27 protein-coding genes are annotated in these 26874 nt (G+C 44.3%); 4 read left to right on the forward strand and 23 right to left on the reverse strand.

The genetic code is table 11. The features are described 5' to 3' along the window. Nucleotides 1-34: 34 nt before the first annotated feature. The gene (locus MSP8886_RS14885; protein WP_067017825.1) at nucleotides 35-1501 is read right to left on the reverse strand and encodes a DASS family sodium-coupled anion symporter; all 1467 of its coding nucleotides are present in this window, start codon (nucleotides 1499-1501) and stop codon (nucleotides 35-37) included. A gap of 204 nt (nucleotides 1502-1705) precedes the next feature. Continuing rightward, complete coding sequence (gene rluC, locus MSP8886_RS14890) at nucleotides 1706-2677, reverse strand: 23S rRNA pseudouridine(955/2504/2580) synthase RluC (RefSeq protein WP_067017827.1); 972 nt, start codon at nucleotides 2675-2677, stop codon at nucleotides 1706-1708. Nucleotides 2678-3142: 465 nt separating this feature from the next. On the opposite strand from rluC, the gene rne reads away from it, so the two are divergent. After that, nucleotides 3143-6565, forward strand: a complete 3423-nt coding sequence (gene rne, locus MSP8886_RS14895) for a ribonuclease E (RefSeq protein WP_067017829.1) — start codon at nucleotides 3143-3145, stop codon at nucleotides 6563-6565. 121 nt (nucleotides 6566-6686) lie between these two features. Here the strand turns inward: rne and murI are convergent, their stop codons facing one another. From murI to MSP8886_RS14935, 8 genes are read right to left on the reverse strand one after another with little or no spacing between them, the layout of a single operon-like run. Continuing rightward, nucleotides 6687-7490, reverse strand: a complete 804-nt coding sequence (gene murI, locus MSP8886_RS14900) for a glutamate racemase (RefSeq protein ID WP_067017831.1) — start codon at nucleotides 7488-7490, stop codon at nucleotides 6687-6689. Further along, a complete protein-coding gene (gene murB, locus MSP8886_RS14905; RefSeq protein ID WP_067017833.1) occupies nucleotides 7487-8566 on the reverse strand; it encodes a UDP-N-acetylmuramate dehydrogenase in 1080 nt (359 codons plus the stop codon). The genes murI and murB overlap by 4 nt, the downstream gene beginning before the upstream one ends. A gap of 25 nt (nucleotides 8567-8591) precedes the next feature. After that, a complete protein-coding gene (locus MSP8886_RS14910; RefSeq protein ID WP_067017835.1) occupies nucleotides 8592-9062 on the reverse strand; it encodes a low molecular weight protein-tyrosine-phosphatase in 471 nt (156 codons plus the stop codon). Then, the gene (locus MSP8886_RS14915; protein WP_067017837.1) at nucleotides 9059-9256 is read right to left on the reverse strand and encodes a Trm112 family protein; all 198 of its coding nucleotides are present in this window, start codon (nucleotides 9254-9256) and stop codon (nucleotides 9059-9061) included. The genes MSP8886_RS14910 and MSP8886_RS14915 overlap by 4 nt, the downstream gene beginning before the upstream one ends. A gap of 8 nt (nucleotides 9257-9264) precedes the next feature. Continuing rightward, nucleotides 9265-10287: a tetraacyldisaccharide 4'-kinase gene (lpxK, locus tag MSP8886_RS14920; protein ID WP_067017839.1), complete on the reverse strand. Its 1023-nt coding sequence runs from the start codon at nucleotides 10285-10287 to the stop codon at nucleotides 9265-9267. Continuing rightward, nucleotides 10284-10706 carry an ExbD/TolR family protein gene (locus tag MSP8886_RS14925; protein WP_067017841.1) on the reverse strand — a complete coding sequence of 141 codons (423 nt, stop codon included), beginning with the start codon at nucleotides 10704-10706 and terminating at the stop codon, nucleotides 10284-10286. The genes lpxK and MSP8886_RS14925 overlap by 4 nt, the downstream gene beginning before the upstream one ends. After that, nucleotides 10703-11332 (reverse strand): MotA/TolQ/ExbB proton channel family protein, encoded by a 630-nt coding sequence (locus MSP8886_RS14930; protein WP_067017843.1) that lies wholly within the window; start codon nucleotides 11330-11332, stop codon nucleotides 10703-10705. Before MSP8886_RS14930 ends, MSP8886_RS14925 begins: the two co-directional genes overlap by 4 nt. A 25-nt stretch (nucleotides 11333-11357) precedes the next feature. Further along, nucleotides 11358-13331, reverse strand: a complete 1974-nt coding sequence (locus MSP8886_RS14935; RefSeq protein ID WP_067017845.1) for a ComEC/Rec2 family competence protein — start codon at nucleotides 13329-13331, stop codon at nucleotides 11358-11360. A 43-nt stretch (nucleotides 13332-13374) separates the two neighbouring features. Here MSP8886_RS14935 and MSP8886_RS14940 point away from each other — a divergent pair, with 43 nt between their 5' ends. Beyond that, a complete protein-coding gene (locus tag MSP8886_RS14940; protein ID WP_067017847.1) occupies nucleotides 13375-13887 on the forward strand; it encodes a DUF2062 domain-containing protein in 513 nt (170 codons plus the stop codon). 142 nt (nucleotides 13888-14029) lie between these two features. On the opposite strand, the gene MSP8886_RS14945 is transcribed toward MSP8886_RS14940, so the two are convergent. The 5 genes from MSP8886_RS14945 to dapA all read right to left on the reverse strand — a co-directional run bounded on the left by MSP8886_RS14945 (nucleotide 14030) and on the right by dapA (nucleotide 18659). Further along, on the reverse strand, nucleotides 14030-14743 hold the full coding sequence (locus tag MSP8886_RS14945) for an ABC transporter ATP-binding protein (protein WP_067017849.1): 714 nt from the start codon (nucleotides 14741-14743) through the stop codon (nucleotides 14030-14032). Then, nucleotides 14736-15980: a lipoprotein-releasing ABC transporter permease subunit gene (locus tag MSP8886_RS14950; RefSeq protein WP_067017851.1), complete on the reverse strand. Its 1245-nt coding sequence runs from the start codon at nucleotides 15978-15980 to the stop codon at nucleotides 14736-14738. Before MSP8886_RS14950 ends, MSP8886_RS14945 begins: the two co-directional genes overlap by 8 nt. Before the next feature lie 71 nt (nucleotides 15981-16051). Further along, on the reverse strand, nucleotides 16052-16768 hold the full coding sequence (purC, locus tag MSP8886_RS14955) for a phosphoribosylaminoimidazolesuccinocarboxamide synthase (protein WP_067017853.1): 717 nt from the start codon (nucleotides 16766-16768) through the stop codon (nucleotides 16052-16054). A 35-nt stretch (nucleotides 16769-16803) separates the two neighbouring features. Continuing rightward, nucleotides 16804-17784 carry a hypothetical protein gene (locus tag MSP8886_RS14960; RefSeq protein ID WP_067017855.1) on the reverse strand — a complete coding sequence of 327 codons (981 nt, stop codon included), beginning with the start codon at nucleotides 17782-17784 and terminating at the stop codon, nucleotides 16804-16806. Then, entirely contained in the window at nucleotides 17784-18659 is an 876-nt protein-coding gene (gene dapA, locus MSP8886_RS14965; protein WP_067017857.1) for a 4-hydroxy-tetrahydrodipicolinate synthase, read from the reverse strand. Before dapA ends, MSP8886_RS14960 begins: the two co-directional genes overlap by 1 nt. A 193-nt stretch (nucleotides 18660-18852) precedes the next feature. Between dapA and bcp the strand changes: the two genes are divergently transcribed. Then, complete coding sequence (gene bcp, locus MSP8886_RS14970; RefSeq protein WP_067017859.1) at nucleotides 18853-19302, forward strand: thioredoxin-dependent thiol peroxidase; 450 nt, start codon at nucleotides 18853-18855, stop codon at nucleotides 19300-19302. A gap of 162 nt (nucleotides 19303-19464) precedes the next feature. Here the strand turns inward: bcp and queF are convergent, their stop codons facing one another. From queF to MSP8886_RS14985, 3 genes are read right to left on the reverse strand one after another with little or no spacing between them, the layout of a single operon-like run. After that, nucleotides 19465-20280, reverse strand: coding sequence for an NADPH-dependent 7-cyano-7-deazaguanine reductase QueF (gene queF / locus MSP8886_RS14975; RefSeq protein WP_067017861.1), 816 nt, complete (start codon nucleotides 20278-20280; stop codon nucleotides 19465-19467). Nucleotides 20281-20290: 10 nt separating this feature from the next. Beyond that, nucleotides 20291-21064: an ABC transporter permease gene (locus MSP8886_RS14980; protein WP_067017863.1), complete on the reverse strand. Its 774-nt coding sequence runs from the start codon at nucleotides 21062-21064 to the stop codon at nucleotides 20291-20293. A gap of 5 nt (nucleotides 21065-21069) precedes the next feature. Beyond that, entirely contained in the window at nucleotides 21070-21984 is a 915-nt protein-coding gene (locus tag MSP8886_RS14985) for an ABC transporter ATP-binding protein (protein ID WP_067017865.1), read from the reverse strand. A 60-nt stretch (nucleotides 21985-22044) separates the two neighbouring features. On the opposite strand from MSP8886_RS14985, the gene MSP8886_RS14990 reads away from it, so the two are divergent. After that, on the forward strand, nucleotides 22045-22452 hold the full coding sequence (locus MSP8886_RS14990) for a PA2817 family protein (RefSeq protein WP_067017867.1): 408 nt from the start codon (nucleotides 22045-22047) through the stop codon (nucleotides 22450-22452). A gap of 36 nt (nucleotides 22453-22488) precedes the next feature. Here MSP8886_RS14990 and fabF read toward each other — a convergent pair whose 3' ends face one another. The 5 genes from fabF to MSP8886_RS15015 form a co-directional block, all read right to left on the reverse strand. After that, nucleotides 22489-23727: a beta-ketoacyl-ACP synthase II gene (gene fabF / locus MSP8886_RS14995; RefSeq protein ID WP_067017869.1), complete on the reverse strand. Its 1239-nt coding sequence runs from the start codon at nucleotides 23725-23727 to the stop codon at nucleotides 22489-22491. Nucleotides 23728-23830: 103 nt separating this feature from the next. After that, nucleotides 23831-24064, reverse strand: a complete 234-nt coding sequence (acpP, locus tag MSP8886_RS15000) for an acyl carrier protein (protein WP_067017871.1) — start codon at nucleotides 24062-24064, stop codon at nucleotides 23831-23833. Between the two features lie 137 nt (nucleotides 24065-24201). After that, nucleotides 24202-24936 carry a 3-oxoacyl-ACP reductase FabG gene (fabG, locus tag MSP8886_RS15005; RefSeq protein WP_067017873.1) on the reverse strand — a complete coding sequence of 245 codons (735 nt, stop codon included), beginning with the start codon at nucleotides 24934-24936 and terminating at the stop codon, nucleotides 24202-24204. A gap of 66 nt (nucleotides 24937-25002) precedes the next feature. Next, nucleotides 25003-25926, reverse strand: a complete 924-nt coding sequence (gene fabD, locus MSP8886_RS15010) for an ACP S-malonyltransferase (RefSeq protein WP_067017875.1) — start codon at nucleotides 25924-25926, stop codon at nucleotides 25003-25005. Then, nucleotides 25923-26873, reverse strand: a complete 951-nt coding sequence (locus tag MSP8886_RS15015) for a fatty acid synthesis protein (protein ID WP_067017877.1) — start codon at nucleotides 26871-26873, stop codon at nucleotides 25923-25925. The genes fabD and MSP8886_RS15015 overlap by 4 nt, the downstream gene beginning before the upstream one ends. Between the last annotated feature and the right edge of the window lies 1 nt (nucleotide 26874).

Here is a 26874-nt window from a genome sequence, read left to right on the forward strand (position 1 = left end):
TTTCGGCAACCTCTTCGCGCCACTCAATCCATTTTTACCAATAACCAAGCGCCTTCCACCACAGGCCGCCCACCACGCCCCAGATCACTAAGTTGATCACGCTCATCAAAAAGCCCGCTTTCCACCAGTCTCCCATGCTAACGTAACCAGAACCAAAAATAATTGGCGAGGTTCCCGTTGCGTAGTGTGTCAGTGACATCATAATAGAAGAAGCACCAGCCAGCAGAAGACCAAGATATAATGGTGGTGCCCCTAGCGCTAAACCTGCAGAATAAAAAGCGGCAAACATGGCGGTCACATGAGCTGTTGAACTGGCAAAAAAGTAATGGGCATACAGGTATACGCAGACAAGAATCAAAGCAGACGCTTCCCAACCCAGACCAAAATCAGCAATGTTGCCCTCAATGACATGAGAGAACCATTGCACTAAACCTAGCTTATTTAGATAGGTTGCCATCATAACCAAAGCGGAGAACCAGACAATCGTATCCCAAGCAGACTTTTCTTGGAGCACATCTTCCCAAGTCAAGACACCGCTAACCAATAACACAGAGAGTCCCATGAAAGCCACTGTTGTGGTATTCACAGCAAAGGCTTCACCAAAAATCATCCCTGGAATGTTTGCCCACAACAACAGCAACATGGCAAATACACCAATCATGACTTTTTCGCCGTAAGCTATTGGCCCCATTTCTGCCAATTTCGCTTTCGCTTGCTGGCTGGCGTTAGGCGTTTCTTTCAACTCTGGCGGGTACAGCGCGTAAATAATCATTGGCAAAAGAAGAATACAGACTACACCGGGTAATAAAGCGGCTAATGCCCATGTTCCCCAAGTAATGCTGATCTTCGCCCCCGTTGCATCGGCAATCAATTTCACAATCAATGGATTGGGCGCGGTTGCCGTTATAAACATACCTGATGTAATGGTGTTAGCGTGGTAACTGACCAAGGATAGATAGTGGCCAATTTTACGCGATGTTCCTTGCTCTGGGGAGGAGTTAAAGCCAGCCGCAATGGATTTCATAATGGGGTGAATAATGGCTCCACCTCGGGCGGTATTACTTGGGGTTACTGGGGCGATGACCAAATCAGACAAAGCTAAGGCGTAACCGACACCAATGGTTTTTTTACCAAAAACAGAAATAAAGGCGTAGCCAATACGACGCCCCAGTCCTGTTTTGGTTAAACCGCGCGAGATGATAACAGCAATCCCGATTAACCAAATCAAAGAGTTAGAGAAACCACTTAGCGCATCTTTCATCGCAATCGATCGATTTGCATTGGTCACACCAGTCAAAGCAACTAGAGCAATCGCCACGACGGCAATCGCACCGATTGGCATCACCTTACCGATAATTGCTGCAATCGTTCCGACAAATAAAGCAAGCAAATGCCACGCATTCGCCGATACACCTTCTGGCACTGGGATAACAAACCAAATCAGCAGAATCAACACCACTGAAATGATCCCTGGTAAAATGTTTATACCGCCAACCTTCATCTCAACTCCTTCCAAAATCGATAAGCTCCCACTCGAGAGTGGGATGTCGGCGCGATTCTAGCATGAGAAATTCAACTATATGAATTTTTGAGACTTTAGAAACTTACATAACTAATTTTTTTGACTATTTGATCAATATGACACATAAAAATAAAAAAGGACTGGTATTTACCAATCCTTTCTATTAACTCAAGCTAGATGACATCATCCAAATTTTGCTTCGAGCTTTTCATTCATTAAAGTTTGCCATTCTCTATCTAGAGGTGCCTCAAACAACATACGCTCACCATTTAGCATAATATCTAAGCGTGTTGCATGTAGACACAAGCGCTTAAAGCCCAACGCTTTAGTTTCTTTTAAACACTCTGAAGGCGAGTACTTGTCATCGCCGACAATGGGATAGCCGGCGTGAAGCGTATGTACACGAATTTGATGGGTTCGTCCTGTAACGGGCTCACATTCCACCAAACTATACCCTTCAAACTGTCTGACCAACTTAAAGCGCGTTAGGCTTTCTTTACCGTCAGTATGGACTTTAACAACCCGCTCGCCAGATTTGAGCTCATTTTTCAGTAACGGCGCATTTACTTGAAGCTTGCGCTTAGGCCAACTTCCGTAAACCAGTGCTAAGTAGGTTTTCTGTACACCTTCTTTTTCCCGCAGCGCCGTATGCAGTTCTTTCAGAACGCTGCGTTTTTTAGCGATCATGATCAAGCCAGAGGTATCCCGATCCAATCGATGAACAAGCTCAATGAATTTTTCCTGTGGCCTCATCTGACGAATGACTTCCACTAAGCCAAAACTAAGACCACTACCACCATGTACGGCTAAGCCGGATGGTTTATTGACGACAATCAACCCCTTATCTTCATAGACAATGCGAGCCTCAATATCATTTTTTAAACGATCCGGTAATGCCGGTTTTTCCGACTCCGGTGCGACCACAATAGGTGCAATGCGGACGATATCGTCATGGGCCAATCGATAATCGGGTTTTGTACGTTTTTTGTTAACGCGGATTTCACCCTTTCTAAGCAAATTGTAAATTTTTCCCTTTGGCACACCTTTTAGTAAGGTAACCAAGAAGTTATCGATTCGTTGACCGGAATTATTGCCATCAATGGTGACATAACGTACCGCTGGACGAGGGGCTGAATTTTGTTCTGAATCCGACATAACCAAAGATTGGTTTCCTTTATAATTGAAGCACTTAGTTTTTACTGCTATATTCACATTCGCAGAGGGTAAGAGGCAACAAAACACCTCGAAGATAAGACGCTGAAAATGAAATATATAGCCGAAGCGACACTTCGGCCCCCTATCTTACCTCTGTAACAGTTAAGCTTAAATAATAAACCGCATGATTCGGATAATTCTGTCTCAGTGGAAGAATTTCTCATTAGTTGCACGGCCGCGCGTTCGCGTCGTTTGGTAAAAACGCAAAAAACGAGACTGGTATAGAGACTTTTTGTTATTGATTTGGCGGCGACCGCATAAAAACGTTTTATTTTAATAAACGCACCGCGCACTCCTTTGCTAAATACAACGAAATAGCACCTCAAGACTTGGGTCAGCGCATCTAACTGTGGCTCTCTTCCACTGAACACTTGTTCGCATCAGCTAACAGAGTTCACACATATAATGATTAGAATGTTAATAAATGCAACTCAACAAGAAGAGTTGCGAGTCGCCCTCGTCGATGGACAGCGCCTTTATGATCTTGATATCGAGTCTGGTTCACGCGAACAGAAAAAAGCCAATATTTACAAAGGCCGTATCACTCGTATTGAACCCAGCCTAGAAGCCGCATTTGTGGATTACGGCGCGGAACGCCATGGCTTTCTTCCGTTAAAAGAAATCTCCAAAACCTATTTTTCTAAAAAATCGAACCACGACGGCCGCATCAACATCAAAGATGTGTTAAGCGAAGGCCAAGAAGTTATTGTACAGGTTGATAAAGAAGAACGTGGTAACAAAGGTGCCGCACTAACCACATTTGTTAGCTTGGCTGGTCGTTACTTAGTATTGATGCCAAACAATCCTCGTGCTGGCGGTATTTCCCGTCGTATCGATGGCGATGACCGCTCACAACTCAAAGAAGCCATGTCAGGTCTCAACACACCTGAAAATGGCGGCTTGATCGTTCGTACCGCTGGCGTTGGCCGCTCCACAGAAGAACTGCAATGGGATTTGGATTATCTAGACACCCTATGGAGCTCCATTACCAAAGCCGCATCGGAAAAACCCGCTCCGTTCTTAATTTACCAAGAAAGTAACATTGTCATTCGTGCGATTCGCGACTATCTTCGTGAAGACATCGGCGAAGTGTTGATCGACGAAAAAAGCGCCTATCAAGATGCCATCAACTTTGTGATGCAAGTCATGCCGCATTTCAAGTCGCGCATCAAAATGTACACGGATTCTACCCCACTATTTAACCGTTTCCAGATCGAAACCCAGATCGAAACGGCTTTCCAACGTGAAGTCCGTTTGCCGTCGGGTGGTTCTATCGTTATAGACCCAACAGAAGCCCTTGTGTCTATCGACATTAACTCCGCTCGTGCTACAAAAGGCGGTGACATTGAAGAAACGGCACTACAAACGAACTTAGAAGCCGCTGACGAAATTGCCCGTCAATTACGTCTTCGCGATATTGGCGGCCTAGTGGTCATTGACTTTATCGATATGACCCCGGTTCGCAACCAAAAAGAAGTCGAAAACCGCATGAAAAATGCACTGGAAGCGGATCGTGCCCGTGTCCAGCTTGGCCGTATTTCACGCTTTGGCTTATTAGAAATGTCACGTCAACGTTTGCGTCCTTCCCTAGGTGAGACCAGTGGCATTGTCTGCCCTCGTTGTAATGGTCAAGGCTTCATCCGTGACGTTGAATCTCTAGCTCTGTCAGTACTTCGCCTTATCGAAGAAGAATGCTCTAAAGAGCGTACGGCTCAGATCCGTGCCGTATTACCTGTCTCTGTGGCAACCTTCTTGCTAAACGAGAAACGTACTAACATTGCGAAAATTGAGAAGCGTAATAGCGTTCATATTATCTTAGTGCCCAACCCGCACATGGAGACGCCACATTTCGAAGTTGAACGTATTCGTGATGATAGCTCCGTTGTCTCTCAAAATGAAAACAGCTACACCCTAGTTGAAACACCAGAACAACCACCTTATGAGCCTCGTCAGGTTAAAGAAAGTGCTCGACCACAGGCAGCAGTGACCAGCATTGCGCCCAAATCCCCTGCACCAGCTCATACTGCAACATCTCCCTCTCCTTCAGAACAAACTAAGAAGAGTGTGACGACACAAAAACCTGGCTTACTCAAGCGCATTATGACTGCGCTATTTGGTGATGCAGAGCCGGCCCCTGCTGCTGCGAAATCAACACCAGCGGGCAAAGCACAAACCAACAAGCCTGCCGCCAAAACTGAGCGCCATAGCGGTGGTGAGCGAAACACTGACCGCGACCGTAATAATGAGCGTCCAGCCAGCAAAAATTCGAACCGTAATAACCGCAATAAACGCAGCAAACATCAAAATGCTGATCGTGATAATGCAACTGAATCGAGTAAAGAAAATAGCCGTTCGACTCGTCAATCTCGTCGTGAGCAAGCGGAAGCAAGTGCAAAAGGCAGCCGAAACAACACAAATACACGCTCGAATAACAAACAAGATTCTCAAGAGGCGAAATCTGAAAGGAAAGACAGCTCTACTAAGGCGCCACGCCAGGAAAAGTTTGTTCCAGAAGTTGCCGAGCGTAAACGCGAGAAAAATGAAAACATCCGCCGTAGCGGCAAGATCAAAGATGAAGCGATTGAAGCTGAAAAGCTAAAAGAGCAAGAAGATGCCGCTTTGGTCGAAGCAGCAGCTCAGGCAGAAGAAACACGTCGCAACGATGAAGCCAGTAACGAAGATGGTACGCCTCAGCGTCGCTCTCGCCGTTCTCGCCGTTCTCGTAAGCCTGCTAACAGAAACGAGGACAGCAACACAAACGAAGAAAGCGAAGTAGAGCAAGCCGCTACTCAGGAAGAAAGCAAACAGGAAAAGGCACCTGAGACTCAAGAGCCTGCTCAAACAGAAAAAGCAGCCTCTTTCGATAAAAAAGCACCTGAAGAGAAGGCTCCTGAAGCAGCTCAACCAACTGAAGCTACTGAAGAGATTGCCGATGCACAGGCTACTCAAATGCCTACTGAGCAAACTACTGTAGTGAGCGAAGAGAAAGCCGAGACAGAAGACAAACAGTCTAATGCCGTACCAACAGACGCTGAGGAAAAAGCAGATGTCGCTCCTGAGCCACGCCCTGCTAAACCTAAAATGTCTGCGAAAGCGCAATTAGGCGATGTCCGTGCTACGCCATCTCAACCAGATCAGTCTGAAATGGTAGCCACTGAAAGTACTGAGCAGGCACAGTCATCTGAAGCAGTACAATCAACGGAACCGGCTGAAAAAGCGGAATCCGCTGATATCTCCGAAGAGGCCGCTTCTTCTCAAGAACCAGTTGTTGCTGATGAGCCTGTCGCAGTCACACAACAACCAGTTAAAACAGCTGAAGCAGAACTAAGTGAAGAGAAATTAGAACTGCCTGAAGCAGAAGCAAGTGATGCCGTAACAACAAACACTCAGACAACCTCTGCCGAAACAGAAGAAGTGTTAGTAGAAGAAGTGTTAGTAGAAGAAAGTAAGCCGTCTGAGCCTGAAGCCGCAAACACTGCCACTGAAGCAACAGAGCAAGTAGAAAGTGTGGAAGAATCCAAAGAGGAAGCAGCTGAAACACCAGAAGCCCCGGCTACAGGGAAACGCATTCGCACTCCCCGTAGAGGACGCGGCAAGCCCGCTGTGACAGCTAATACCGCCGATCAAAAAGAGCCCGTAGCGCTGCCTGAAGCCATTCTCGCACAGCAAGAAAAGCTCAAGCTAGAACAGGAAGAAAAACGTAAAGCCGCCACCTCTCGTCGTCGCTCTTCAACAGGACGAGTGAAAAACGATCCACGCCTTGAAAGAGAGAAAGAAGCATCTCAATCAATTAAGGCGGAAGCAGTGGAAGCAACTGATACGGAGTAACCCTTAGTCTTAACTAACGCTACTCCATAAAAAAACCCGCCTATTTGGCGGGTTTTTTATTTACTCAAGAAAGCTAAAAAAGGTCATCAACCTCTGTTTACCAAGATCTCTGGGTATCAGATCAAAGCAGAACATACTCTTTCTGACAGATAGAAGCACTATCCTCTATCCATTGCGTCAGACGGTCCATATTCATGGTTCCTTGCGTGCTAAACAAAGCAATTTGCCCAAAAGACTCTGAACTCAAATCTATCTGCGCTTCGTCAGAGTAAACCTGATCCAACCGACGAATAAGCTGTGCAACCACACCATCATTCGGCTCAATGATTTCACAGTTTGGCCCAAGAGCCATTTCGAACAGGTTTTTCACTAAAGGATAATGCGTACAAGCTAATACCAAGGTGTCTACTTCTTGCTCCAACATTTGTCGGCAAAGGCACTCAACGGTTTCAATCACCTTTGACTGAGACTCAGGCCAACCATCAATCGCAAACGCTAATGTAGGAGACGACATCACATTCACTTGACTATCTTCTCGCCAACGATCAATAAGCTCCTTTAGACGCTCACTCTTCGCTGTTAAGGGCGTCGCTAGGACAGCGACATGACGCTTTTTACTTACCCGACAGGCTGGCTTTACAGCAGGCTCGACTCCAATAACAGGCAAATGGGTACTTGCTCGCAGCGCTTCGATCGCCACCACCGTAGCCGTATTGCAAGCCACAACAATAGCCTTGGCATGCTGAGCTTCAAAGAAAGCTCCTATCTTGATCAAACGGGACTGAATTTGCTCTGGACTTTTTTCTCCATACGGTGCAAACGACTCATCCGCCAAATAAATAAGGTCCAGTGCCGGACTTTTCTGGCGAATGGCATTTAAGATCGTCAAACCACCTGCACCAGAATCCAATATGCCAATTTTCACTGAATACCACCCTCAACAATGCTTGCCATCGCATCTACCGCAGGTAATTTAACAGGCTCCCGCTCCAAGAACACACCATACTTATCTAATACCGACTGCTTTATTTTAGATTCAAGCTCTAACAATGCATCCGCTTTATGCTCTGAGTAATTCACTAATACTAAAGCCTGCTTATCGTAGACCCCCACCCCCTTGTGAATGACCCCTTTCCAGCCTGATTGATCGATTAACCACCCCGCCGCTAATTTAAACGCCTCTCCAAAAGGAAAAGACACCAAATTTGGAAAGCGACGTTTTAACTCTTCATGTTGCTCAGCATTAACTATAGGATTTTTGAAAAAGCTGCCAGCGTTAGCAAGCTTAGCGGGATCCGGCAATTTACTTTGGCGCACCGCACAAACAGCATCAAACACTTTTGCAAGCGTCACCTCACCTTGGATTTGCTGCTTAAGGCCACCATAGTTAAGAGAATAGGATGGCAAACAGTGCAATTGCATTTCAACGGCGGTAATAATATACCGCCCTTGCCAAAGCCCTTTAAAATGACTATCTCGATAAGCAAAACCACAAGACTCTGCTGTCAACCACTCAAGCGCCTCTGACATGACATCTAAGACTTGGACCCGCGTTAATACATCCTTAACTTCAACCCCATAAGCACCAATATTCTGTACGGGCGCAGCACCCACGGTACCAGGAATAAGCGCTAAATTCTCAATGCCATACCACTGATGCTCAACCGTATAAGCCACTAGCTGATGCCAGTTTTCCCCCGACGATACTTGCAAAAGAACACTATCTCCTGACACTTCAGCCGTCTTCCCCATTAGACGGTTAACTAAGACGAGACCAAGCACCTCATCGCTAATCAGTAAGTTACTACCTCCACCAATCACGGTCACAGGAATATCGATATGCTTTGCCCAGCGTAATGCCTCAGTCAAAAGGTCAAGGCTATCAATCTCGGCAAAATATTGTGCTTTATGCTCAAAACGGAAGGTATTATAAGGGGCTAAAGAGACATTTTTCTGAATAAACAGCGGTTGTAAAAAGGTTTCAAGGGAATCGTCAGTCATGACATTACAGCCTTGTTAATTGAAATTAAGAGTGAGCAGTAAGATGCTCAATAAAAGATTGAGACATGAGTTGCAAATGCTCTCGCATTTTCACAAAACCATCCTCTTTACCATAATAGGGATCAGCAACCTCACCCAAAGAGACACCCTCCGCAAATTCACCGAACATAACCAATTTTGCATGACTGTTATCAGGCTGTATTTGACGTAGATAGTTAAGATTGTCTTTGTCCATCGCGAGAATCCAATCAAAATAATCGAAATCCTCTAACACAACTCTTCTGGCTTTTTGGTTTGCGATAGTGATCCCAATGTCTCCCAGCGCTTCAATGGAGCGCGAGTCAGGACACTCACCAACATGATATGCCGCCGTCCCAGCCGAATCGACCTCAAGGTCAACACCATACTCATCTGCACAAGACTCTAAAATACCTTGAGCTGCCGGCGAGCGACATATATTCCCCAAACAAACGGTTAATATTTTGATACGTTTCATTTTGAGGAACTGGATTCCAAACGTTCATCAGTCGTTAAGGTGCGAGCCTCGGACTCAAGCAACACTGGAATATCGTCACGAATCGGATAAGCCATCCCACCCACTTTACTAATCAGCTCTGAGCCGTCTTTGCTCAATGTGAGCGGTGTTTTGGTCACAGGACAGACCAAGATATCCAATAGCACTTTATTCATGATGTTTCTCATTTTTGAATGTTGTTTAATTTTTGAAGTAATTGCACTTTCAATTCAGCTGGCAAGGCCAACTTAACAGGCAAAAACCACAGGTCATTATTGACTAGAGATAATGTTTTGCATTTTACAGCATCTTTTTCCGTCATGACCACAGGGCCCTGTTTTGGTATATCGTCCGCTTGATAGACATAATGATCGGCAAACCAACGCACACCGTCCACTTTATTCAACCCTAACGATCCTAAAGTTGATAAAAATCGCTCAGGGTTCCCAATCCCTGCCATCACACTCCAACTTCGGCCCCCCTTAACAAATGCCTCGTCAAAAGACAAAGAGCGAGAGCCATCTAGAGATAATAAGCAATCACTTTGTAACGCTGCAGGCATCACCGGAAAAGGCAAGCTATTTAATTTGGCGGTCAATTGCTCCGTTATACTAACAATGAAGTCCACACTCGCCAAACGCTCAACAGGCTCTCTTAACGGCCCCACTGGTAATAAATAACCATTGCCAATGCCACGCTTTGCATCAATCATCGCAATTTCGATATCTCGATTCAGCGCATAATGCTGCATACCATCATCACTGATGACAACATCTACGTCAAACCGCTCTAACAGACATTGAACCGCTTCTGCACGCTTGGAGTAAACCACCATAGGACAGTGGGTACGACGAGCCAACATAACGGGCTCATCGCCGACATCTTGTGCTAAGCTTGACTCCATTACATTTGTTGGAGCCGACAATTTAGCCCCATGACCACGGGACACAATACCAGGCTTAAAGCCCTCACTTCTTAACCATTCACATAAAGCCACCACCATGGGAGACTTACCCGTGCCCCCTGTAGTGATATTCCCCACGACAATAACTGGAACAGGGGCCGTGTAAGACAGATCAGGATTCGCTAAGAAGGCCGCTCGCTTTTTCTCCACAACGCGTTGTACAAGAGGCATCAGGGGCAAAAAAAGTTGCGTCCACTTTGCCTCACCATACCAAGAACGGGTCAGTAGCGATTCCAAGCTCACTTAGCTGGCTCTTTTTGTGTCGTATGAGCAATTTTCGTGATACCTAGCTGAGAGGCTGCATCATAAATTTTCAGCACCATCTCATAAGGAGCTTTAGCGTCCGCCGTGATAATTAAAGGTCTGGAGTAATCACCATGGGAGACTTCTTTTATGCCTTGTACTAGTGTATTGGTTTTTTCATTAATCAGTGTTTGTCCATTAATCACATACTGACCATCTGCGGTCACAACAATATCAACATCTTTACTGTTATCGTTAGCAGGAGCACCTGCTTCAGAAGATGGCAAATCAATAGTCAGCTCAGAGCGATGATTAAAAGTGGTACTGATGACAAAAAACAGCAACAACAGAAAGACCACATCAATCAGAGGTGTTAAATTGATTTGCACGTCATCTAATTTTTGACGACGAAACTTCACTGTGCGGCTCCTGATTTTGTTTCTCTTTCACCATGAAGAGCATCGACAAGCTTAGTCGAATTCTGTTCCATTGAGACAACCAACACATCGATTTGACGACTGAAATAACGATGAAAAATCAGTGCTGGAATCGCCACACCAAGACCTCCCGCCGTAGTTAACAATGCCTCTGAAATACCACCAGCAAGCAAAGCCATATTACCCGATCCCTGCTCCATCAAAACGGAGAAAACCTTAATCATACCAACCACAGTACCAAGCAAACCAAGAAGCGGAGCGACGGCCACAATGGTCCCCAAAAAATTCATAAACCGTTCGAGTTCATGTATGACATGGCTGGCAGCCTCTTGCATACTTTCTTTCATGGCAACACGCCCATGCTTTGAATTAAGCAGACCAGCAGCAAAAATAAAGCCTAAACCTTTTTGAGCTTGCATTGAACGAATATATTCGACGTTCATTTTATCTTCGCGAAGACGCGTCATTACCTCTAACAATAAATTTTTTGGGGTAACTTGTGATTTACGTAACGTCCAAAAACGCTCAATAATAATCGCAAGCGCTAAAATAGAACAGGCCAATAAAGGCCACATAAAAAAGCCACCAGTTTGAATAAAGGTTAACACTGCGCACTCCCTTCTAAATTTTTTGTTAATTTAACACAAACTCTAACGTTTCAACACGCTTGCAAGTGTCAGATTTAAAGAGAAAAAAGGCAAAAGAACAAGCCTGATGCCAGACATAAATATGATGATCCACATTGCGAAACTGTAACTGTTCATCAATTGGTACAACAATCCATTTCACTTGCAATGCAGATAAGCGTTTCGACATCGTCTTAGAAGGAACTTTCTTAAGCACCACCCAATCAATGTGATTCTTCAAAAGACTGTCTGCTGACAAGGTTTTCTTATAGGCATTAGGTAACAATATCCTCGGAGTCGCTTTGGGATCACCAAGCCATTGATTAATAAACTGACTAGATACATTGTCATGCCAATGATCGGACATCAACAACTCCCCTCCGCGCGTAGCCACCAGATAACTTCCTACGTGCCGCACAGTTAAAGATGCCGTACCAGCAAAAAAGCCGCGTGGTAACAAGAGCACTCCCCAAATAGCCACCACTCCAAACCAACCCCGTTTCAACGGTGTTTGCCATACCCAAAAAGCCAATACACCCAACAGTAAAACTTTTAATAGATCAGAAAAGATCAACTCAAATGACACTTGAGGCCAATAAAACGCCACGACCTCGAGACCATGAATAACTGGCTTTAATAATGAGTCGAGCAAAGCATAGCAGTAGCTACTGCTGGACAAATAACATGCAAAACAAGCAATGATCGCCCATGGGAACCAAACAAACGCAGCCAATGGAATCATGATGACATTAATTAAAATAGTCGCGACGGAAATATCAGATTGCCAACCAAGAATTAACACCGAAGACGCAGTAGAAAACATGATTTGCATTATCAGTAGTTGTGACCACTTCTTCCCACTCTGCACAAAACCAATTAACAAGCATACCAAACTAAATGACAACCATAGCCCTGGCTCCAGCACATTTCTTGGGTCAATGAGCAAGATCAACCATAATGCGAAACCAACAGTCCTATAAGGGGACAAACGCATCACGGACGCTCTGGATAACAGATACAGGCTTAGCATAATCCCTGCTCGCACCACAGGTGCCCCCCAGTTAGTTAAATACGCATAGACAAACAACAAGGGAATAATCAGCAAAGCATCCAATCGCCAAGCAGTCATCTTACCGGACAGCAAGAGTGACTCAGGTATCAATCGCCATGTCCCGCGACTTAGTAAGCGCCCAAAACCATAGACAAAACCCGTATGCAAGCCTGACACAACAAACAAGTGAGCCAAGCCCAATACTCGAACAAGCCATTTGTCTCGTTCACTCCAATCATCACTGTTTCCTAATAGCAAGGCTTTCGTGAAACGCCAGCTTGAAAAATTAGCAAAGTGCTTATCAAGGTAAGCATTAATCTGCTGCCTTAATGAATTTTTCTCAGTAACTATACTGTTATTGTGATGACGAGCCCGATTTGATTTATAACTAAGCCAATGAACATCTTGCAACGAGAGACGAGCCACTTGGTGTTCAATGTAAAGTTGTCGCTCTACCCATCCACCTTGCTTATTCGGCAACATGAAGCTGGCGACCTTTCCAACCAATATCGGGACTGCCCTTTGCCCACCACCCCATTCACTAAATGCTGTCTCTCCATGAGAAAACGGTATGTTTTTTACTGACACATTTGCAACACGTTGACGCTCTCCATTTGGCATCATGAGGACAAGAGTAGCCCTTGCTGCTCCCCAAAAAGGCTGCGTTGGTAATGGATTGGTATAAAGAACCTTCTCTTTAAGATTGACATAAACAAGCTGCCCTGTATTAGGGCGCCAATTCAGATTCGATGAATAAAACCCATCGATGACGATAGAAGTAAAGGAAATTAATACTAAAATAAGGGATAAAAAGCGATGATGGCGGATTAAGTAGAGACACAAGATAATGATATGAGTAGAATACAGCCACGAGTATTCACGCGGCACCACAATGGCGCCAATCAAAATTGACACAACACTTAGTAACATCAGACCTCCATGTCTTACGTTGCTAACTTAACATTGACAGCTTATGCCAAAGCGCTATATAAAAAAATTCATCCCAAATCCAGAAAAACTAAGACAAAACAAAGCCTTGGGGCTATTAGGAAGTCAGATTTATGAGCCTGACCTCTGGCATCTTAGTCGCCGATCTGTCGCAAAAGCCTTTTTAAATGGGTTGTTTTGGGCTTTTATCCCAATGCCCTTTCAAATGCTTGCATCAGCCCTCGTAGCCATTCCAATCAAAGCAAATATTCCTTTGTCTATTGCTCTTGTCTGGATAACCAACCCACTGACGATGCCGTTTGTCTTTTATTTTAATTACAAATTAGGCTCATGGATACTTGGCTCAGAGAGCCAAAAAAACTTCCATCTCTCCGTCGAGTGGATTTGGGCCAAACTAGAACACATTTGGTTGCCCTTGTACGTTGGCTCAGCCAGCGCTGGATTGGTTTGCGGCATCATAGCCTACTTCACTATTTTGTTTGTTTGGCGCTTACATGTCATCAAACGTTGGAAGCAACGCAAGACAAACCGCTCGTAATATTCTCAGAACCACAATTGCAAAGCATAAGCGAATAGCTTGAGCACAGAAAAAATGAAATAAAAAAGCCGCTTAGAGACTCTCTGAAAGCGGCTTTTTCGTTTATTCATACCGTTAAAACAAGCTATTTAGCGCAACAATATCATTCGTCATGCATTGATTCCACTTTCTCAGGGATCGGTTGGAGCTGGCCTTTTGACAAGCGGAATGCACTGTCCATCCAGCCAAGCATTTTCTCGTCATGAGTCACTACTAAGAAGGCCATGTTATGACTGATTTTTAATTCATTAATCAGCTTTTGAATCTCCTGAGAGGTGGTTTCGTCCAAGTTCCCCGTTGGCTCATCCATCAACACACAGGCAGGCTTGTTCGCTAAGGCTCGAGCGATAGCAACCCGCTGACGCTCACCACCAGAAAGTTGCGCGGGTTTATGATTACCACGTTCTGCTAAGCCGACCTGAGCAAGCAATTGTTTACCTTGCTCAATAGCAACCGATTTTGCAACGCCAGCAATCCACATTGGCATCATAATATTCTCAAGCGCAGTGAATTCCGGGAGCAAATGATGAAATTGATAAACAAAGCCCATGTCTTTATTTCTCATCATGGCGCGCTTTGAATCCTTAAGACTCGCCCAAGACACATTCGCCAACTTCACTTCACCACTGGTGGCCAGATCTAAGCCAGCCAACAAGTTTAACAATGTTGTCTTACCTGAACCCGATGCCCCTACGATGGCGCATGCTTCGCCTTTGTGCAAAGTAAAATCAATGGACTCAAATACGTTGACGATCTGCTTACCGTCTTTATAGTGTTTAGATAAGCTCTGGCACTCTAAAACAATGTCTTTACTCATAACGTAATGCCTCGGCTGGTTCTACTTTTGAGGCGCGCCATGCGGGATAAATAGTCGCAGCCACCGTCATGATAAACGCGCTGGAAACAATCACTTTAACATCAGACCATTCAAGCTGAGACGGCAAGTAATTGATAAAATACACATCTGAACTTAAAAATTGTACATGCAACAATGCTTGCAACCAATTCACCAAGGTACTGACGTTCAACGCTAAGGCAATACCACACGCTAAACCAACCAAAGTACCAACCAACCCGATAAACATACCTTGAACAATAAACACGCACATCACTTGTCGAGATGTCAGCCCCATTGTTCGCAAAATAGCAATATCATTACGCTTGTCGGTAACCACCATGACCAAGGTAGACACAATATTGAATGCCGCTACCGCAACGATTAACAGCAACAACAAGCCGATCATGGTTTTTTCCATTTTAATCGCATGGAATAAATTACCCTGTGTACTGGTCCAATCGCTGACGCGATTTTGTCCAGGAATAGCCCGAGCAATCTGCCAAATCTTAGTTGGAGCCATAAATAAATTATCAAAACTAATGCGCAGCCCTTCTATTTGATCAGGCTTATAACGCTTCAAGCGAGCAGCATCTTTATAATTTATATATGCCAAGGACGCATCCAACTGAGCGCCGACTTCAAAAATACCCACTACCGTAAATCGCTTGAGCTCTGGAGAAACCCCTGCAATTGATACATTTGCCCTTGGCAAAATGGCGGTAACCTTATCTCCCACCCCCACTTGCAGCATTTGAGCCAGTTGCGACCCTAAGACGATACCATAGCGTGTTGTATTAAGTGCTTCTAAGGATCCTTGTATCATGTGTTTGCCAATAATAGAGACCTTTTGCTCCATTTTTGGATCAATACCATTTAGCAATGCCCCATGCACACTTGAGCCCGCTTGGAACATCACTTGCGCTTCTGTATGGGGAGCAACTGCCTTAACCCCCGGCATCGCCTCAATCTTTTTCATATCCTCTTGCCAATGCGGCAAAGTGGGATTTCCCCACAAAGTGGCTTGAGGCACCATTCCTAATATTCGCTGCTGAAGCTCACGGTCAAAACCATTCATGACCGACAGCACCGTAATTAATACCGTCACCCCCAGAGCAAGCCCTGCGACAGAAGAAAAGCTAATAAAGGAAATAAAATGATTGGAACGTTTTGCTCTCGCATAACGCAAGCCAATAAGAACGGGAAGAAAGTTAATCAAAGTGAGTCCTTATATACGAAAAATGAAGGAGGCATAAAAGCCTCCCTCATCATTTACGGCGTCACCAAATGTTAGGCATTAAAATCAATACCGATACGACGACCTACGTCCTCGTATGCCTCAATGACACCACCCAACCCCTGACGGAAACGATCTTTGTCTAATTTTTCCTTAGTGTTGGCATCCCATAAGCGGCAGCCGTCTGGAGAGAACTCATCGCCTAAAACAACTTCCCCCTTAAACAAACCAAACTCTAACTTATAGTCCACCAACATCATGCCACCATCTGCAAACAATGCTTTTAAGACATCATTGACTTTAAAGGTAAGCTCCTTTGCTTTTGCCAGGTCACTGGCTTTTGCCCAACCAAAAGCCTCAACGTGAGACTCGTTGATCATTGGATCACCAAGCGCATCATTTTTTAAGAAAAGCTCAAAGGTTGGTTTCGTCAGGACAAGCCCTTCTTCCACCCCAAGACGACGACACAAACTACCTGCCGCCACGTTACGCACAACGCACTCTATCGGCATCATATCAAGGCGTTTAACAAGGCTTTCAGTGTCGCTTAACACTTTTTCAAAATGCGTGGGAATGCCAGCTTCTTGTAGCTTTGTCATGATGAAAGCATTGAACTTATTGTTCACCATGCCTTTACGGTCAAGCTGCTCAATTCTTTTACCATCAAATGCTGACGTATCATCACGGAATACCAGAACCATCTTGTCAGGGTCATCTGTTTCAAAAACAGATTTGGCTTTACCTGCGTATAGCTCTTGTCGTTTTTCCATTGGAGAGTCTCCGGTTTTTGCTGTGAGGGTTAATCTTATTTCGCTATAAAGCGTTGCACCAATTGGAACGACGCAAATTCTGGATCAGTCACTTTAGAGGCATCGATCACTAAAAACTTACCATCCCGCTGGGTTTCTACTTTATACGGAAACGTTTGCTCATCCAGCTTCGCACCTGACTGTGCCTCTTGTTTATCAATCGCCAACTTATTTGATTGACCATCAACGAAATGCAAGCCTGCCGCCTTTACCTGAGCAGCCAGATCGACTGTTGTTTTAAGGTGAACAGCAAAAATCCCTCTGTGATCCACCCAAATCGGAAAGGGTGAATTTTCACCACGTTGAGAAAGATAAGCTGACGCCTCACTAATTTGACGACCTAAATTGCCCCACAATCGAATGGCATCCGTATAGCGCTTAGGATCTTTCTCTGGGCTCTGCCAAGACGTGACATCTTTGCCTTGTTCTTGCTGTTTAAACTGCATTGATACAATCGTGTCATTCCCAGATGGCTTAAAGGTAAAGGAGAAGACCGTTTTCTCAGGAAAATTACGTGTAAACGTACTGGCAACAGAGCCCCAAAAACCTTGTTTTACAAACTCAAAAGGCACACTGATTATTTGGTTGTCTTTATCTGTTGCAATAGCTTCACCTTGCCCATGCAAAGCGCCTAAAAATCCCTTGACCATTTCTTTGGTTTTATCCAAACCCGCTGGCACATCAAATACCATCCGATCAGCCTTGTTAGAAACAGGAATTTTAGTCATTGGATAGAAAATAAAAGGGGCTCTGGGCGTAACAAATTTCCCCGTTTTTTGAAGATCTGGGATTTCGTTTGCATTAGGAATCACCAAATCATCCCGCACCTGAAGAGAACCTGGCGGCTCTTTCAATTGCGTTGTGTTAGAAACAGCATATTGATAATCGTTAGCATGATCAGTCAATATGGAACTACAGCCAGACATCGCCAACGCGAGCACTCCAGCACTGGCTAATTTAAAAGAAGTATTTTTCATTAAAGGATTCCTGCTTGAATCATCGCTTGTTTCACGGCTTCATGATGGGCTGAAGACAGCTCTGTCAAAGGCAAACGAATGCCTGTACCACACAACCCCATTTGAGCACATGCCCATTTAACAGGAATAGGATTGGATTCGACAAACAGATTCATATGCAAAGGTGAAATGGTTTGATCAATTTCATGAGCGCCTTGAGAATCTCCCGCTATTGCCAACTCTGCTGCTGTAGCAACCGCCTTAGGCGCAACATTCGCCGTAACAGAGATATTACCTTTGCCACCCAAAAGCATTAACCCAACCGCAGTAGGATCGTCGCCCGAGTAGACAAAAAAATCGCTCGGTACAGCCTCAATCAGTGCTTGCCCCCTTTCCAAATTACCCGTCGCATCTTTAATGCCAACAATATTGGGAACACTAGATAAACGCACTACCGTCTCATTTTGCATATCACAAGCAGTCCGGCTTGGTACATTATACAGAATTTGAGGAATATCAACGGCTTCAGCAATGCTTTTGAAATGCTGAAAAAGCCCTTCCTGAGTTGGCTTATTGTAATATGGCGTTACTAATAGACATGCATCAGCGCCAGCCTCTTTGGCTCGGCGAGTTAAATCTATAGCTTCGTGTGTGGAATTCGCCCCCGTCCCTGCGATGACAGGAATGCGGCCATTCACGGTCGCAATCACTTGACGGATAACATTGGCATGTTCCTCATGAGTCAATGTGGAAGACTCACCTGTCGTACCAACAGCAACAATGCCGTGAGTTCCTTCTTGGATATGAAACTCAATTAGATCATCTAACTTTTTCGCGTCAACCGCTCCATCTGATGTCATAGGGGTAATGAGAGCGACTAAACTGCCTGTGATCATTTTGAGCCTCCAATTAATTATAAGCGTGCATATAGTACCGTTCAGACTAAGGTTTAACAATCATTCAGGGACGTAAAGCACGAGTAAATTCCAAGGAAGCGATTTTTGAGGGGGATTTTTCTCTCGACTGTTGATAAGCTAATAATATTAAGCGATTTTTTACCTTAACCATAACGGAATCGGAGATGAAAGTATGTCACTAAAAGTTGGCGATATCGCCCCTGACTTTTTAGCAAAAGACCAGCACGGTGAAAACATCACCCTAAGTCAATTTAAAGGCAAAAAGGTCATTCTGTATTTTTACCCAAAAGACTCCACACCCGGTTGTACTGCCCAAGCCTGTAACTTACGCGACAACTATGAAGAGCTTCTGGAAAAAGGTTATGTGGTTCTCGGTATCAGCACAGACAGCGTAACTCGCCATCAAAACTTTATCGCGAAAAACGAACTTCCCTTCTCTTTAATTGCAGATACTGAGCGAGTGGTACATGAACTCTATGGAACTTGGCAGCTTAAAAAGTTCATGGGACGAGAATTTATGGGCACAGTTCGCACTACTTTTGTTGTCGATGAAAAAGGCGTTATCAGTAAAATCATAGAGAAAGTGAAAACAAAAGATCACACCGCTCAAATTTTAGACTAATTTCTGAAACCTCTTGCTCTCCAATGGAACGCTTCCTTTAATAGCGTTCCATAACCCCAACAAAATAAGCCGTATTGAAAATGGCATATAAAGACAAAGCCCAAAAGCCACCTTGTCACATTTTAACAAGGTGGCTTTTGGGTTTATCTTATGTGTAGCGGTCTATTGCCTGGTAAGGCGATCATTTCCCAACACTAACGGAGCAGAAGAACGATATGGATTTATATCCAATCCTCCACGACGAACGTAACGAGCATAAACAATCAAACTCTCAGGTTGGCAAAGCCGCATAATATCAATATAGATGCGCTCCACACATTGCTCATGAAAATCCGTGTGCTCACGAAATGACACGATGTATTTTAATAAACTCTCATGATCAATTCGGGGCCCTCTGTAATCAATAAACACAGACCCCCAATCAGGCTGATTGGTTACAGGACAATTGGATTTAAGCAAGTGGCTTACCAAGCGCTCTTCAACGATACCTGCATCACGATCAAGGGTCAGTAGATCTGCTTTCGGATGATACTCATCGATCTCGACATCCAGCTCATCAATACAATAATCAGGTGTCAGAACAACAAGAGAAGACATAGAGTCAACCTCTCGCAAAACAACTGTCACTGTCACACCAGCAGCATTGGATAGATCCTTCTCCAACGTTGCCTGAACATCTTCTTGCGAATCATACCGCATCTGATTCAAAGAATTTAAGTACAATTTAAAAGACTTCGACTCAATAATATTAGGAGAATTGCAGGGGAAACGAAATTCAGCCAGTGCAACAATCGGCTTACCTTTACTGTTTAACCATGACACTTCATAAGCGTTCCAAACATCTTCGCCATAGAAAGGAAGACGCTCAGAGGCGACTCCCATTTCAGACCATTTATCTACTCGAGCAATGGGATAAAGCAACCCTGGATCGTATTCAGAAACGTATTCAGTTTGCTGACCTAAGGGTAAAGTGCCCATATTTATTTCCTCAATTTCTAATGCCTTTGCCTTTATTAAGCAAATGCAAACCAAACGTAAATAACACTACGATAAAAATGCCGACAATCACGAGCGCCATGTATACATTAATATCAGAAACACCAAGAATACCGTATCTGAAAGCATTTACCATATAAAGAACAGGATTCAGAAGAGATACGTGTTGCCAGAAACTAGGCAACAAATCAATCGAATAGAATACACCTCCCAAATAGGTCAACGGCGTCAAAATAAACGTTGGCACAATAGAAACATCATCAAAATTTCTTGCGTATATAGCATTCACAAAACCACCCAGTGAAAACATAATGGCTGTTAAGCACACTACGGCAATCGTCAAAAACAAATTTTGCAAATGTAAGTGAGTAAAAAATAACGACAAGACAGTAACAATGGCTCCTACAAACAGGCCACGGGCCACACCACCTAACACATACCCTACCAAAATCACCCAATTAGGGGTCGGTGATACCAATAGCTCTTGAATACTATGCTGAAACTTTGCAGAGAAGAATGAAGACGAGACATTCGAATAAGAGTTGGTAATCACAGACATCATAATCAAACCTGGCACAATGTACTGCATATAGCTAAAGCCACCCATTTGGCCAATTCGACTACCGATCAAATTACCAAAAATGGCAAAATACAAAGACATGGTAATAGCTGGCGGCAATAAAGTCTGTGGCCAAATACGAGTGAAACGACGTATTTCACGACGTAGGATAGTATAAAAAGCGATAAAAATTTCCGAATTAGACATATTGCTTAACCTTTAATCAATTTGACGAAGAGCTCTTCGAGACGATTCGATTTATTTCTCATACTGATCACATTAACGCCTGCCTCATCCAGTGCTTTAAAAATATGATTAATCGATTGCCCTTTGATCACCTCTACTTCAATAGTGGATAAGTCCTTGCTTAGTTTTGTCGAATAACCATCAACATGCCAGTCATCACTCACTGGTTGATCAAGATCTAAAATAAATGTCTCTTGATTCAAGGTTTTTAATAGAGCTTTTACACTGGTATTTTCAACAATTTGCCCACTATTAATAATGGCTATATTGCGACACAATTGCTCAGCCTCTTCCAAATAATGGGTAGTCAGAATGATTGTCGTTCCCTGCTCATTAAGGTTTTTAATAAATTCCCACATAGAACGACGTAGCTCAATATCCACACCTGCAGTTGGCTCATCTAAAATAAGCACTTCAGGCTCATGAATCAGGGCGCGAGCAATCATTAGGCGACGCTTCATTCCCCCCGATAGCATGCGGGACTGCACATCTTTTTTATCCCATAGATCCAATTGCTTTAAATATTTTTCAGCTCTCTCTTCAGCGACTCGATTACTGATACCGTAAAAACCCGCTTGAGTCACAACAACATTAAAGACGGTCTCAAATACATTAAAGTTAAATTCTTGCGGCACTACGCCAAGGTACTGTTTCGCTTTAGCAAAATCTTTATCAATATCAGCCCCAAAGATAGACACTTTCCCTGAAGTCTTGTTTACCAGAGAGCATAAAATACCAATGGTTGTGGATTTGCCCGCCCCATTAGGGCCAAGCAAGGCAAAAAAGTCTCCCTTTTCAACATTTAGATTTATTCCCTTAAGGGCTTCAAATCCACCTTCATAACGCTTTTTAAGATCACTTATTTCAATTGCATATGTCATAATGGTATATCTCGTTAGGCTATTGCCAACTTAATCGTTACATTTAAATAGGTTTTTTACGTGGAATCTCGCAATCAATACATTCTTAACGCTTTTACAGAACTACGCCAACGCATCGCAGAGCACGACCCATTCCATAGAGAAGATCTGGCCGAAGAAGAAGTTGATTTTCTTGATAAATGGGATCAATTGGAACCCAAAATAGAAGCGAACAACGTAGACTATATATTTGATGCACAAGAGCTACTATCACGCTTTATTCGTTGCTACCCCAACCTAGTTCCTCTCATTAAGAGAGAGCTACTTTGGTTTGTTGGAGGCGAATGCTTGCATTTCTTAGGAGATGAAGAAATTTCGCTTTATCAACACCTTGAAGAGCATCTATACGAGCTAGACTCACAAGGTAAAACTTACAATATTTCAACAGAAATCAGCGTACTCAGAGGCGACTTAACACAACGACATTAATAAACATTCAGGGCAGTTGCGCTGCCCTGAATAAAATCACACTCGCTTAAACACAAGCGTCCCATTGGTGCCGCCAAAGCCAAATGAATTATTTAATACCACATCGATTTTACGCTTTTGTGGAGTCGATGCCACATAATTCAAGTCACACCCTTCACTTGGTTCTTCTAAATTTATTGTGGGTGGCGCCACTTGATCACGGATGGCTAAGATAGAAAAAATCGACTCTACCGCCCCAGCTGCCCCCAATAAATGACCAATCATTGATTTAGTTGAACTGATCGCAACATCTGATGCATCAGCCCCCATCAATAATTTTACGGCTTGCGTTTCTGCCAAATCACCAGCCATCGTTGACGTGCCATGAGCATTAATATAATCCACTTCATGAGAGGCAATACCAGCATCTTTAATGGCTGCATTCATGGCTGCAAATGCACCCTCTCCCGTTTCTGGAGGGGCCGTGATGTGATACCCATCATCACTCATACCAAAGCCGGCTAACTCGGCATAAATAGTCGCACCGCGCGCAACAGCGTGCTCATACTCCTCAAGAACTAAAATCCCCGATCCTTCCCCCATCACAAAGCCATCACGATCTTTATCCCAAGGACGACTTGCTGTTTTAGGGTCATCGTTACGAGTCGATAGCGCCCTTGCCGCACCAAATCCACCAACACCCAACGGTGTTATGGCCATTTCGGCTCCACCAGCCAGCATGACATCCGAATCCCCATAGGAGATCATCCTTGCAGCCATGCCGATGTTATGAGTACCCGTTGTACAAGCAGTAACGATGGAGATATTCGGCCCTTTAAAGCCAAAGCGTATCGCTACATGACCAGAAATCATATTAATAATGGCACCCGGCACAAAAAAAGGTGAGATACGCTTAGGACCAGATGCTTTTAAAAGGTCGAGGTTTTTTTCTATCATCGGCAAACCACCAATGCCTGACCCTATAGCACAACCCACGCGAGTCAAATCTGCCATTTCTGCATTCAGCTTTGCATCCTCAATAGCCTGCACTGCGGCAGCGATACCATATTGAATGAAAAGATCCATTTTTCTGGCTTCTTTAGCACTCATATATTGAGTCACATCAAAGCCTTTCACCTGAGCTGCAAAACGTGTAGAAAATTGACTAGCATCAAAAGAAGCAATATCAGAGACACCGCTTTTCCCTTCCAACACATTATCCCACGTGTCTTTTACATTGTTGCCAAGGGGTGTCACCATTCCCATTCCAGTGACGACAACTCGACGACGCGACATAGGATTCCTCCGAAAATAGCCCTAAACCTTCAGGGACTTATTAATAAGAAAAGCCGCTGTAACGAATACAAGCGGCTTTTCGGGAAACTCAATTCACTGAAAATTACAAGTTAGCGTTAATGTAGTCGTTCGCTGCTTGTACTGTAGTGATTTTTTCAGCTTCTTCATCAGGAATTTCAGTATCAAATTCCTCTTCAAGAGCCATAACCAATTCAACAGTATCTAGGGAATCGGCACCCAAATCATCAACAAAAGATGCTGAAGGGACAACCTCTTCCTCTTTAACACCAAGCTGTTCGCATACGATTTTTTTAACGCGTTCTTCAATGCTACTCATTAGAAGTTCCTACTTTACTCGTTAATAGCTCATTTTGAGCAATATTATAATGTTCGACAACCTAAACTAAAAGGCGTGATTCTCAACATGAACCGGAGACGTATTTTCGTTGAATTAAATATAAAATTCAACTCAAATTACGACATATACATGCCACCATTGACATGTAATGTTTCACCGGTGATGTAAGCTGCGCCATTAGACGCTAAAAATGCGACAGCTGCCGCGATTTCTTCTGGTTGACCAAGACGCGAAGCTGGTACTTTTGACACCAAATTCGCTTTGTGCTCTTCAGGAAGCACCTTAGTCATATCCGTTTCAATGAACCCTGGCGCAACACAATTGACTGTGATGCCTCGAGATCCAATTTCTGCCGCCAAAGAACGACTAAAACCTTCTAGTCCGGCTTTAGCTGCAGAGTAATTAGATTGTCCGCCATTGCCCATAGAGCCAACGACTGAACTAATGCTAATAACACGACCAAATTTTGCCTTGGTCATGCCACGCAAGCAAGCTTTTGTGACACGAAAAACAGATGTTAAGTTAGTATTAATTACTTGATCCCATTCATCTTCTTTCATTCGCATCATTAGGTTATCACGAGTTATCCCCGCATTGTTAACCAAAATTGTAGGCGCTCCGTATTCTGCGTTAATTTCTTTGATTACCGCATCAACAGACTCGCTAGATGATACATCCAACACCCAGCCCTTGCCATTTTCACCAAGATATTCGCTAATGCTTTGGGCACCAGACTCACTTGTCGCGGTTCCGATGACCGTCGCACCTTGCTGAACAAGAGCAGTCGCAATGGCTTTACCAATGCCTCGAGTTGCTCCTGTTACCAGTGCAATCTTGCCTTCCAGACTCATCATTGTCTCCAATTTTCGATTTACTTAGTTGCTATATGGTACTAAAAAATCCCGTCACAACCCCAGTTATGCAGAAATTGCTGCTTCAAAGCCACCCAGATCCCCTAAGGACGAAGCAGCCATACCTTTCACAATACGCTTATTCAAGCCACATAGGACCTTACCAGGACCACATTCTAAGGTGGTGCTGACTCCCAGTTCAGCCAGTAACTCAATGGATTGAGTCCATAATACAGGCTCGCTCAATTGAGACACCAAGTTAGCTTTAATCACTTTAGCATCAGATACCGCTTGAGCACTGAAATTTTGCACCAAAGTACACGTTGGCTCATGAAACTCGATTGAAGCAAGCTTTTCAGCCAACTTTTCACCGGCCGGCACCATCAGCTCGCAATGGGAAGGCACACTAACAGGGAGAGGTAGCGCACGTTTTGCTCCAGCCTCTTTAGCATGGCTCATCGCCTCTTCTACCGCCTTCACATGACCTGCAATCACCACTTGACCTGGTGAGTTAAAATTCACAGCACTAACAACCCCTGTTGCCGCCTTACAGGCCGCCATGACATCATCGTCACCTAATCCAATGATGGCTGCCATTGCCCCTTCACCAGCGGGTACGGCGTCGAGCATGTATTCACCACGCAGCTTAACGAGTTCCACCGCTTCTAAAAAGGAAATAACGCCAGAACACACCAATGCGGAATATTCACCCAAACTATGACCGGCAACATATGCTGGCTTAGGGCCGCCTTGCTGTTCCCACAAACGCCACAAAGCAACACTGGCCGTTAACAAAGCGGGTTGTGTTTTATCGGTTTGATTTAGCTTATCTGCATCATTTTGAACAAGGTCCCATAGATCATAACCAAGCACTTCTGACGCTTCAGCGAAAGTCTGACCAATAACGTCATACTTCTCAGCCAAATCCGCCAGCATACCCAACTGCTGGGAACCCTGCCCAGGAAAAACAAAAGCTAACTCATTACTCATTTAGACCCCTCATTATCAAGTCGCGCAGTTATAGCCTTAGCTAAATCCGCTTGCGCAATGTCAATTCCATATTCTATCGCCCCGATCATGGCCGCTAAATCCGACCCACCGTGACCCTTTACCAAATTACCGTTCACCCCCACAAGGCAAGCCCCATGTCGACGCTTAGTTTGGTAAAACGTCTCGAACAACGATTGATCGCCGCCTTGCTCCTTTAGCTGCTTCATCAAAAAAGACAACAGCCCCTCTGACGCTTTTAATACCGCATTTCCCACCATACCATCACAGACAATGACATTTTTCTCACCATGAAACAGTTCACTTCCCTCAGCGTAGCCTAAATACATAGGCCATGTTTTCTCAGAAAGCAATGTATCCGCTTGACGAATTACGGAACTACCTTTCGTACTTTCTACTCCAACATTCAGCAAACCAACCTTGGGCGCTTCACTGCTCAACACTTCAACATAAGCTGCACCAAGCTGTGCAAACCCCTCCAACATTGACGCTGGACAATGAACATTTGCCCCCAAATCCACCAGACAACGTAGCGGATCAGCGTGCAACTCGCGAATCAACGCGGGATACAACTTAGGCCGAATAACCCCTAATAAATGCCTTGCTAGAGCAACCACCGCTCCGGTATTACCAAATGTCACCACCACATCAGCCCCATCACGCAAGCTGTCAATCGCTTTAAATAAAGTACTGTCTCGACGCTTAAACAAAGACAGGACTATATCGTCCTCCGCATGGATTTCATCCAGACAGGACACGAGCGTTAATCGACTATGATGAATTTGGGGAATACATTCTGATGTTAAATAAGAAGAGTAGTAGAGAGTAATTTCTACATTAGGGTACTGAGAAAGCACCTCAAGCGCACTTTCAAATGCAATGCGGGGACCTAAGTCCCCGCCCATAGCGTCTAAAGCTACCCTGATCATG

It is taken from the genome of Marinomonas spartinae (genome assembly GCF_900089775.1).
Lineage (GTDB): Bacteria > Pseudomonadota > Gammaproteobacteria > Pseudomonadales > Marinomonadaceae > Marinomonas > Marinomonas spartinae.

Excerpts from the sequence above, each read along its gene's own strand:
- rluC (WP_067017827.1), bottom strand. The coding sequence starts at position 2,677 with ATGTCGGATTCAGAACAAAATTCAGCCCCTCGTCCAGCGGTACGTTAT.
- MSP8886_RS14945 (WP_067017849.1), bottom strand. The coding sequence starts at position 14,743 with ATGAGTAAAGACATTGTTTTAGAGTGCCAGAGCTTATCTAAACACTAT.
- MSP8886_RS14960 (WP_067017855.1), bottom strand. The coding sequence starts at position 17,784 with ATGAAAAATACTTCTTTTAAATTAGCCAGTGCTGGAGTGCTCGCGTTG.
- murB (WP_067017833.1), bottom strand. The coding sequence starts at position 8,566 with ATGACTGACGATTCCCTTGAAACCTTTTTACAACCGCTGTTTATTCAG.
- MSP8886_RS14940 (WP_067017847.1), top strand. The coding sequence starts at position 13,375 with ATGCCAAAGCGCTATATAAAAAAATTCATCCCAAATCCAGAAAAACTA.
- purC (WP_067017853.1), bottom strand. The coding sequence starts at position 16,768 with ATGGAAAAACGACAAGAGCTATACGCAGGTAAAGCCAAATCTGTTTTT.
- fabD (WP_067017875.1), bottom strand. The coding sequence starts at position 25,926 with ATGAGTAATGAGTTAGCTTTTGTTTTTCCTGGGCAGGGTTCCCAGCAG.
- MSP8886_RS15015 (WP_067017877.1), bottom strand. The coding sequence starts at position 26,873 with ATGATCAGGGTAGCTTTAGACGCTATGGGCGGGGACTTAGGTCCCCGC.
- MSP8886_RS14980 (WP_067017863.1), bottom strand. The coding sequence starts at position 21,064 with ATGTCTAATTCGGAAATTTTTATCGCTTTTTATACTATCCTACGTCGT.
- rne (WP_067017829.1), top strand. The coding sequence starts at position 3,143 with ATGATTAGAATGTTAATAAATGCAACTCAACAAGAAGAGTTGCGAGTC.
- MSP8886_RS14910 (WP_067017835.1), bottom strand. The coding sequence starts at position 9,062 with ATGAAACGTATCAAAATATTAACCGTTTGTTTGGGGAATATATGTCGC.
- bcp (WP_067017859.1), top strand. The coding sequence starts at position 18,853 with ATGTCACTAAAAGTTGGCGATATCGCCCCTGACTTTTTAGCAAAAGAC.
- acpP (WP_067017871.1), bottom strand. The coding sequence starts at position 24,064 with ATGAGTAGCATTGAAGAACGCGTTAAAAAAATCGTATGCGAACAGCTT.
- MSP8886_RS14915 (WP_067017837.1), bottom strand. The coding sequence starts at position 9,256 with ATGAATAAAGTGCTATTGGATATCTTGGTCTGTCCTGTGACCAAAACA.
- MSP8886_RS14885 (WP_067017825.1), bottom strand. The coding sequence starts at position 1,501 with ATGAAGGTTGGCGGTATAAACATTTTACCAGGGATCATTTCAGTGGTG.
- fabF (WP_067017869.1), bottom strand. The coding sequence starts at position 23,727 with ATGTCGCGTCGTCGAGTTGTCGTCACTGGAATGGGAATGGTGACACCC.
- MSP8886_RS14985 (WP_067017865.1), bottom strand. The coding sequence starts at position 21,984 with ATGACATATGCAATTGAAATAAGTGATCTTAAAAAGCGTTATGAAGGT.
- queF (WP_067017861.1), bottom strand. The coding sequence starts at position 20,280 with ATGGGCACTTTACCCTTAGGTCAGCAAACTGAATACGTTTCTGAATAC.
- MSP8886_RS14935 (WP_067017845.1), bottom strand. The coding sequence starts at position 13,331 with ATGTTACTAAGTGTTGTGTCAATTTTGATTGGCGCCATTGTGGTGCCG.
- fabG (WP_067017873.1), bottom strand. The coding sequence starts at position 24,936 with ATGAGTCTGGAAGGCAAGATTGCACTGGTAACAGGAGCAACTCGAGGC.
- dapA (WP_067017857.1), bottom strand. The coding sequence starts at position 18,659 with ATGATCACAGGCAGTTTAGTCGCTCTCATTACCCCTATGACATCAGAT.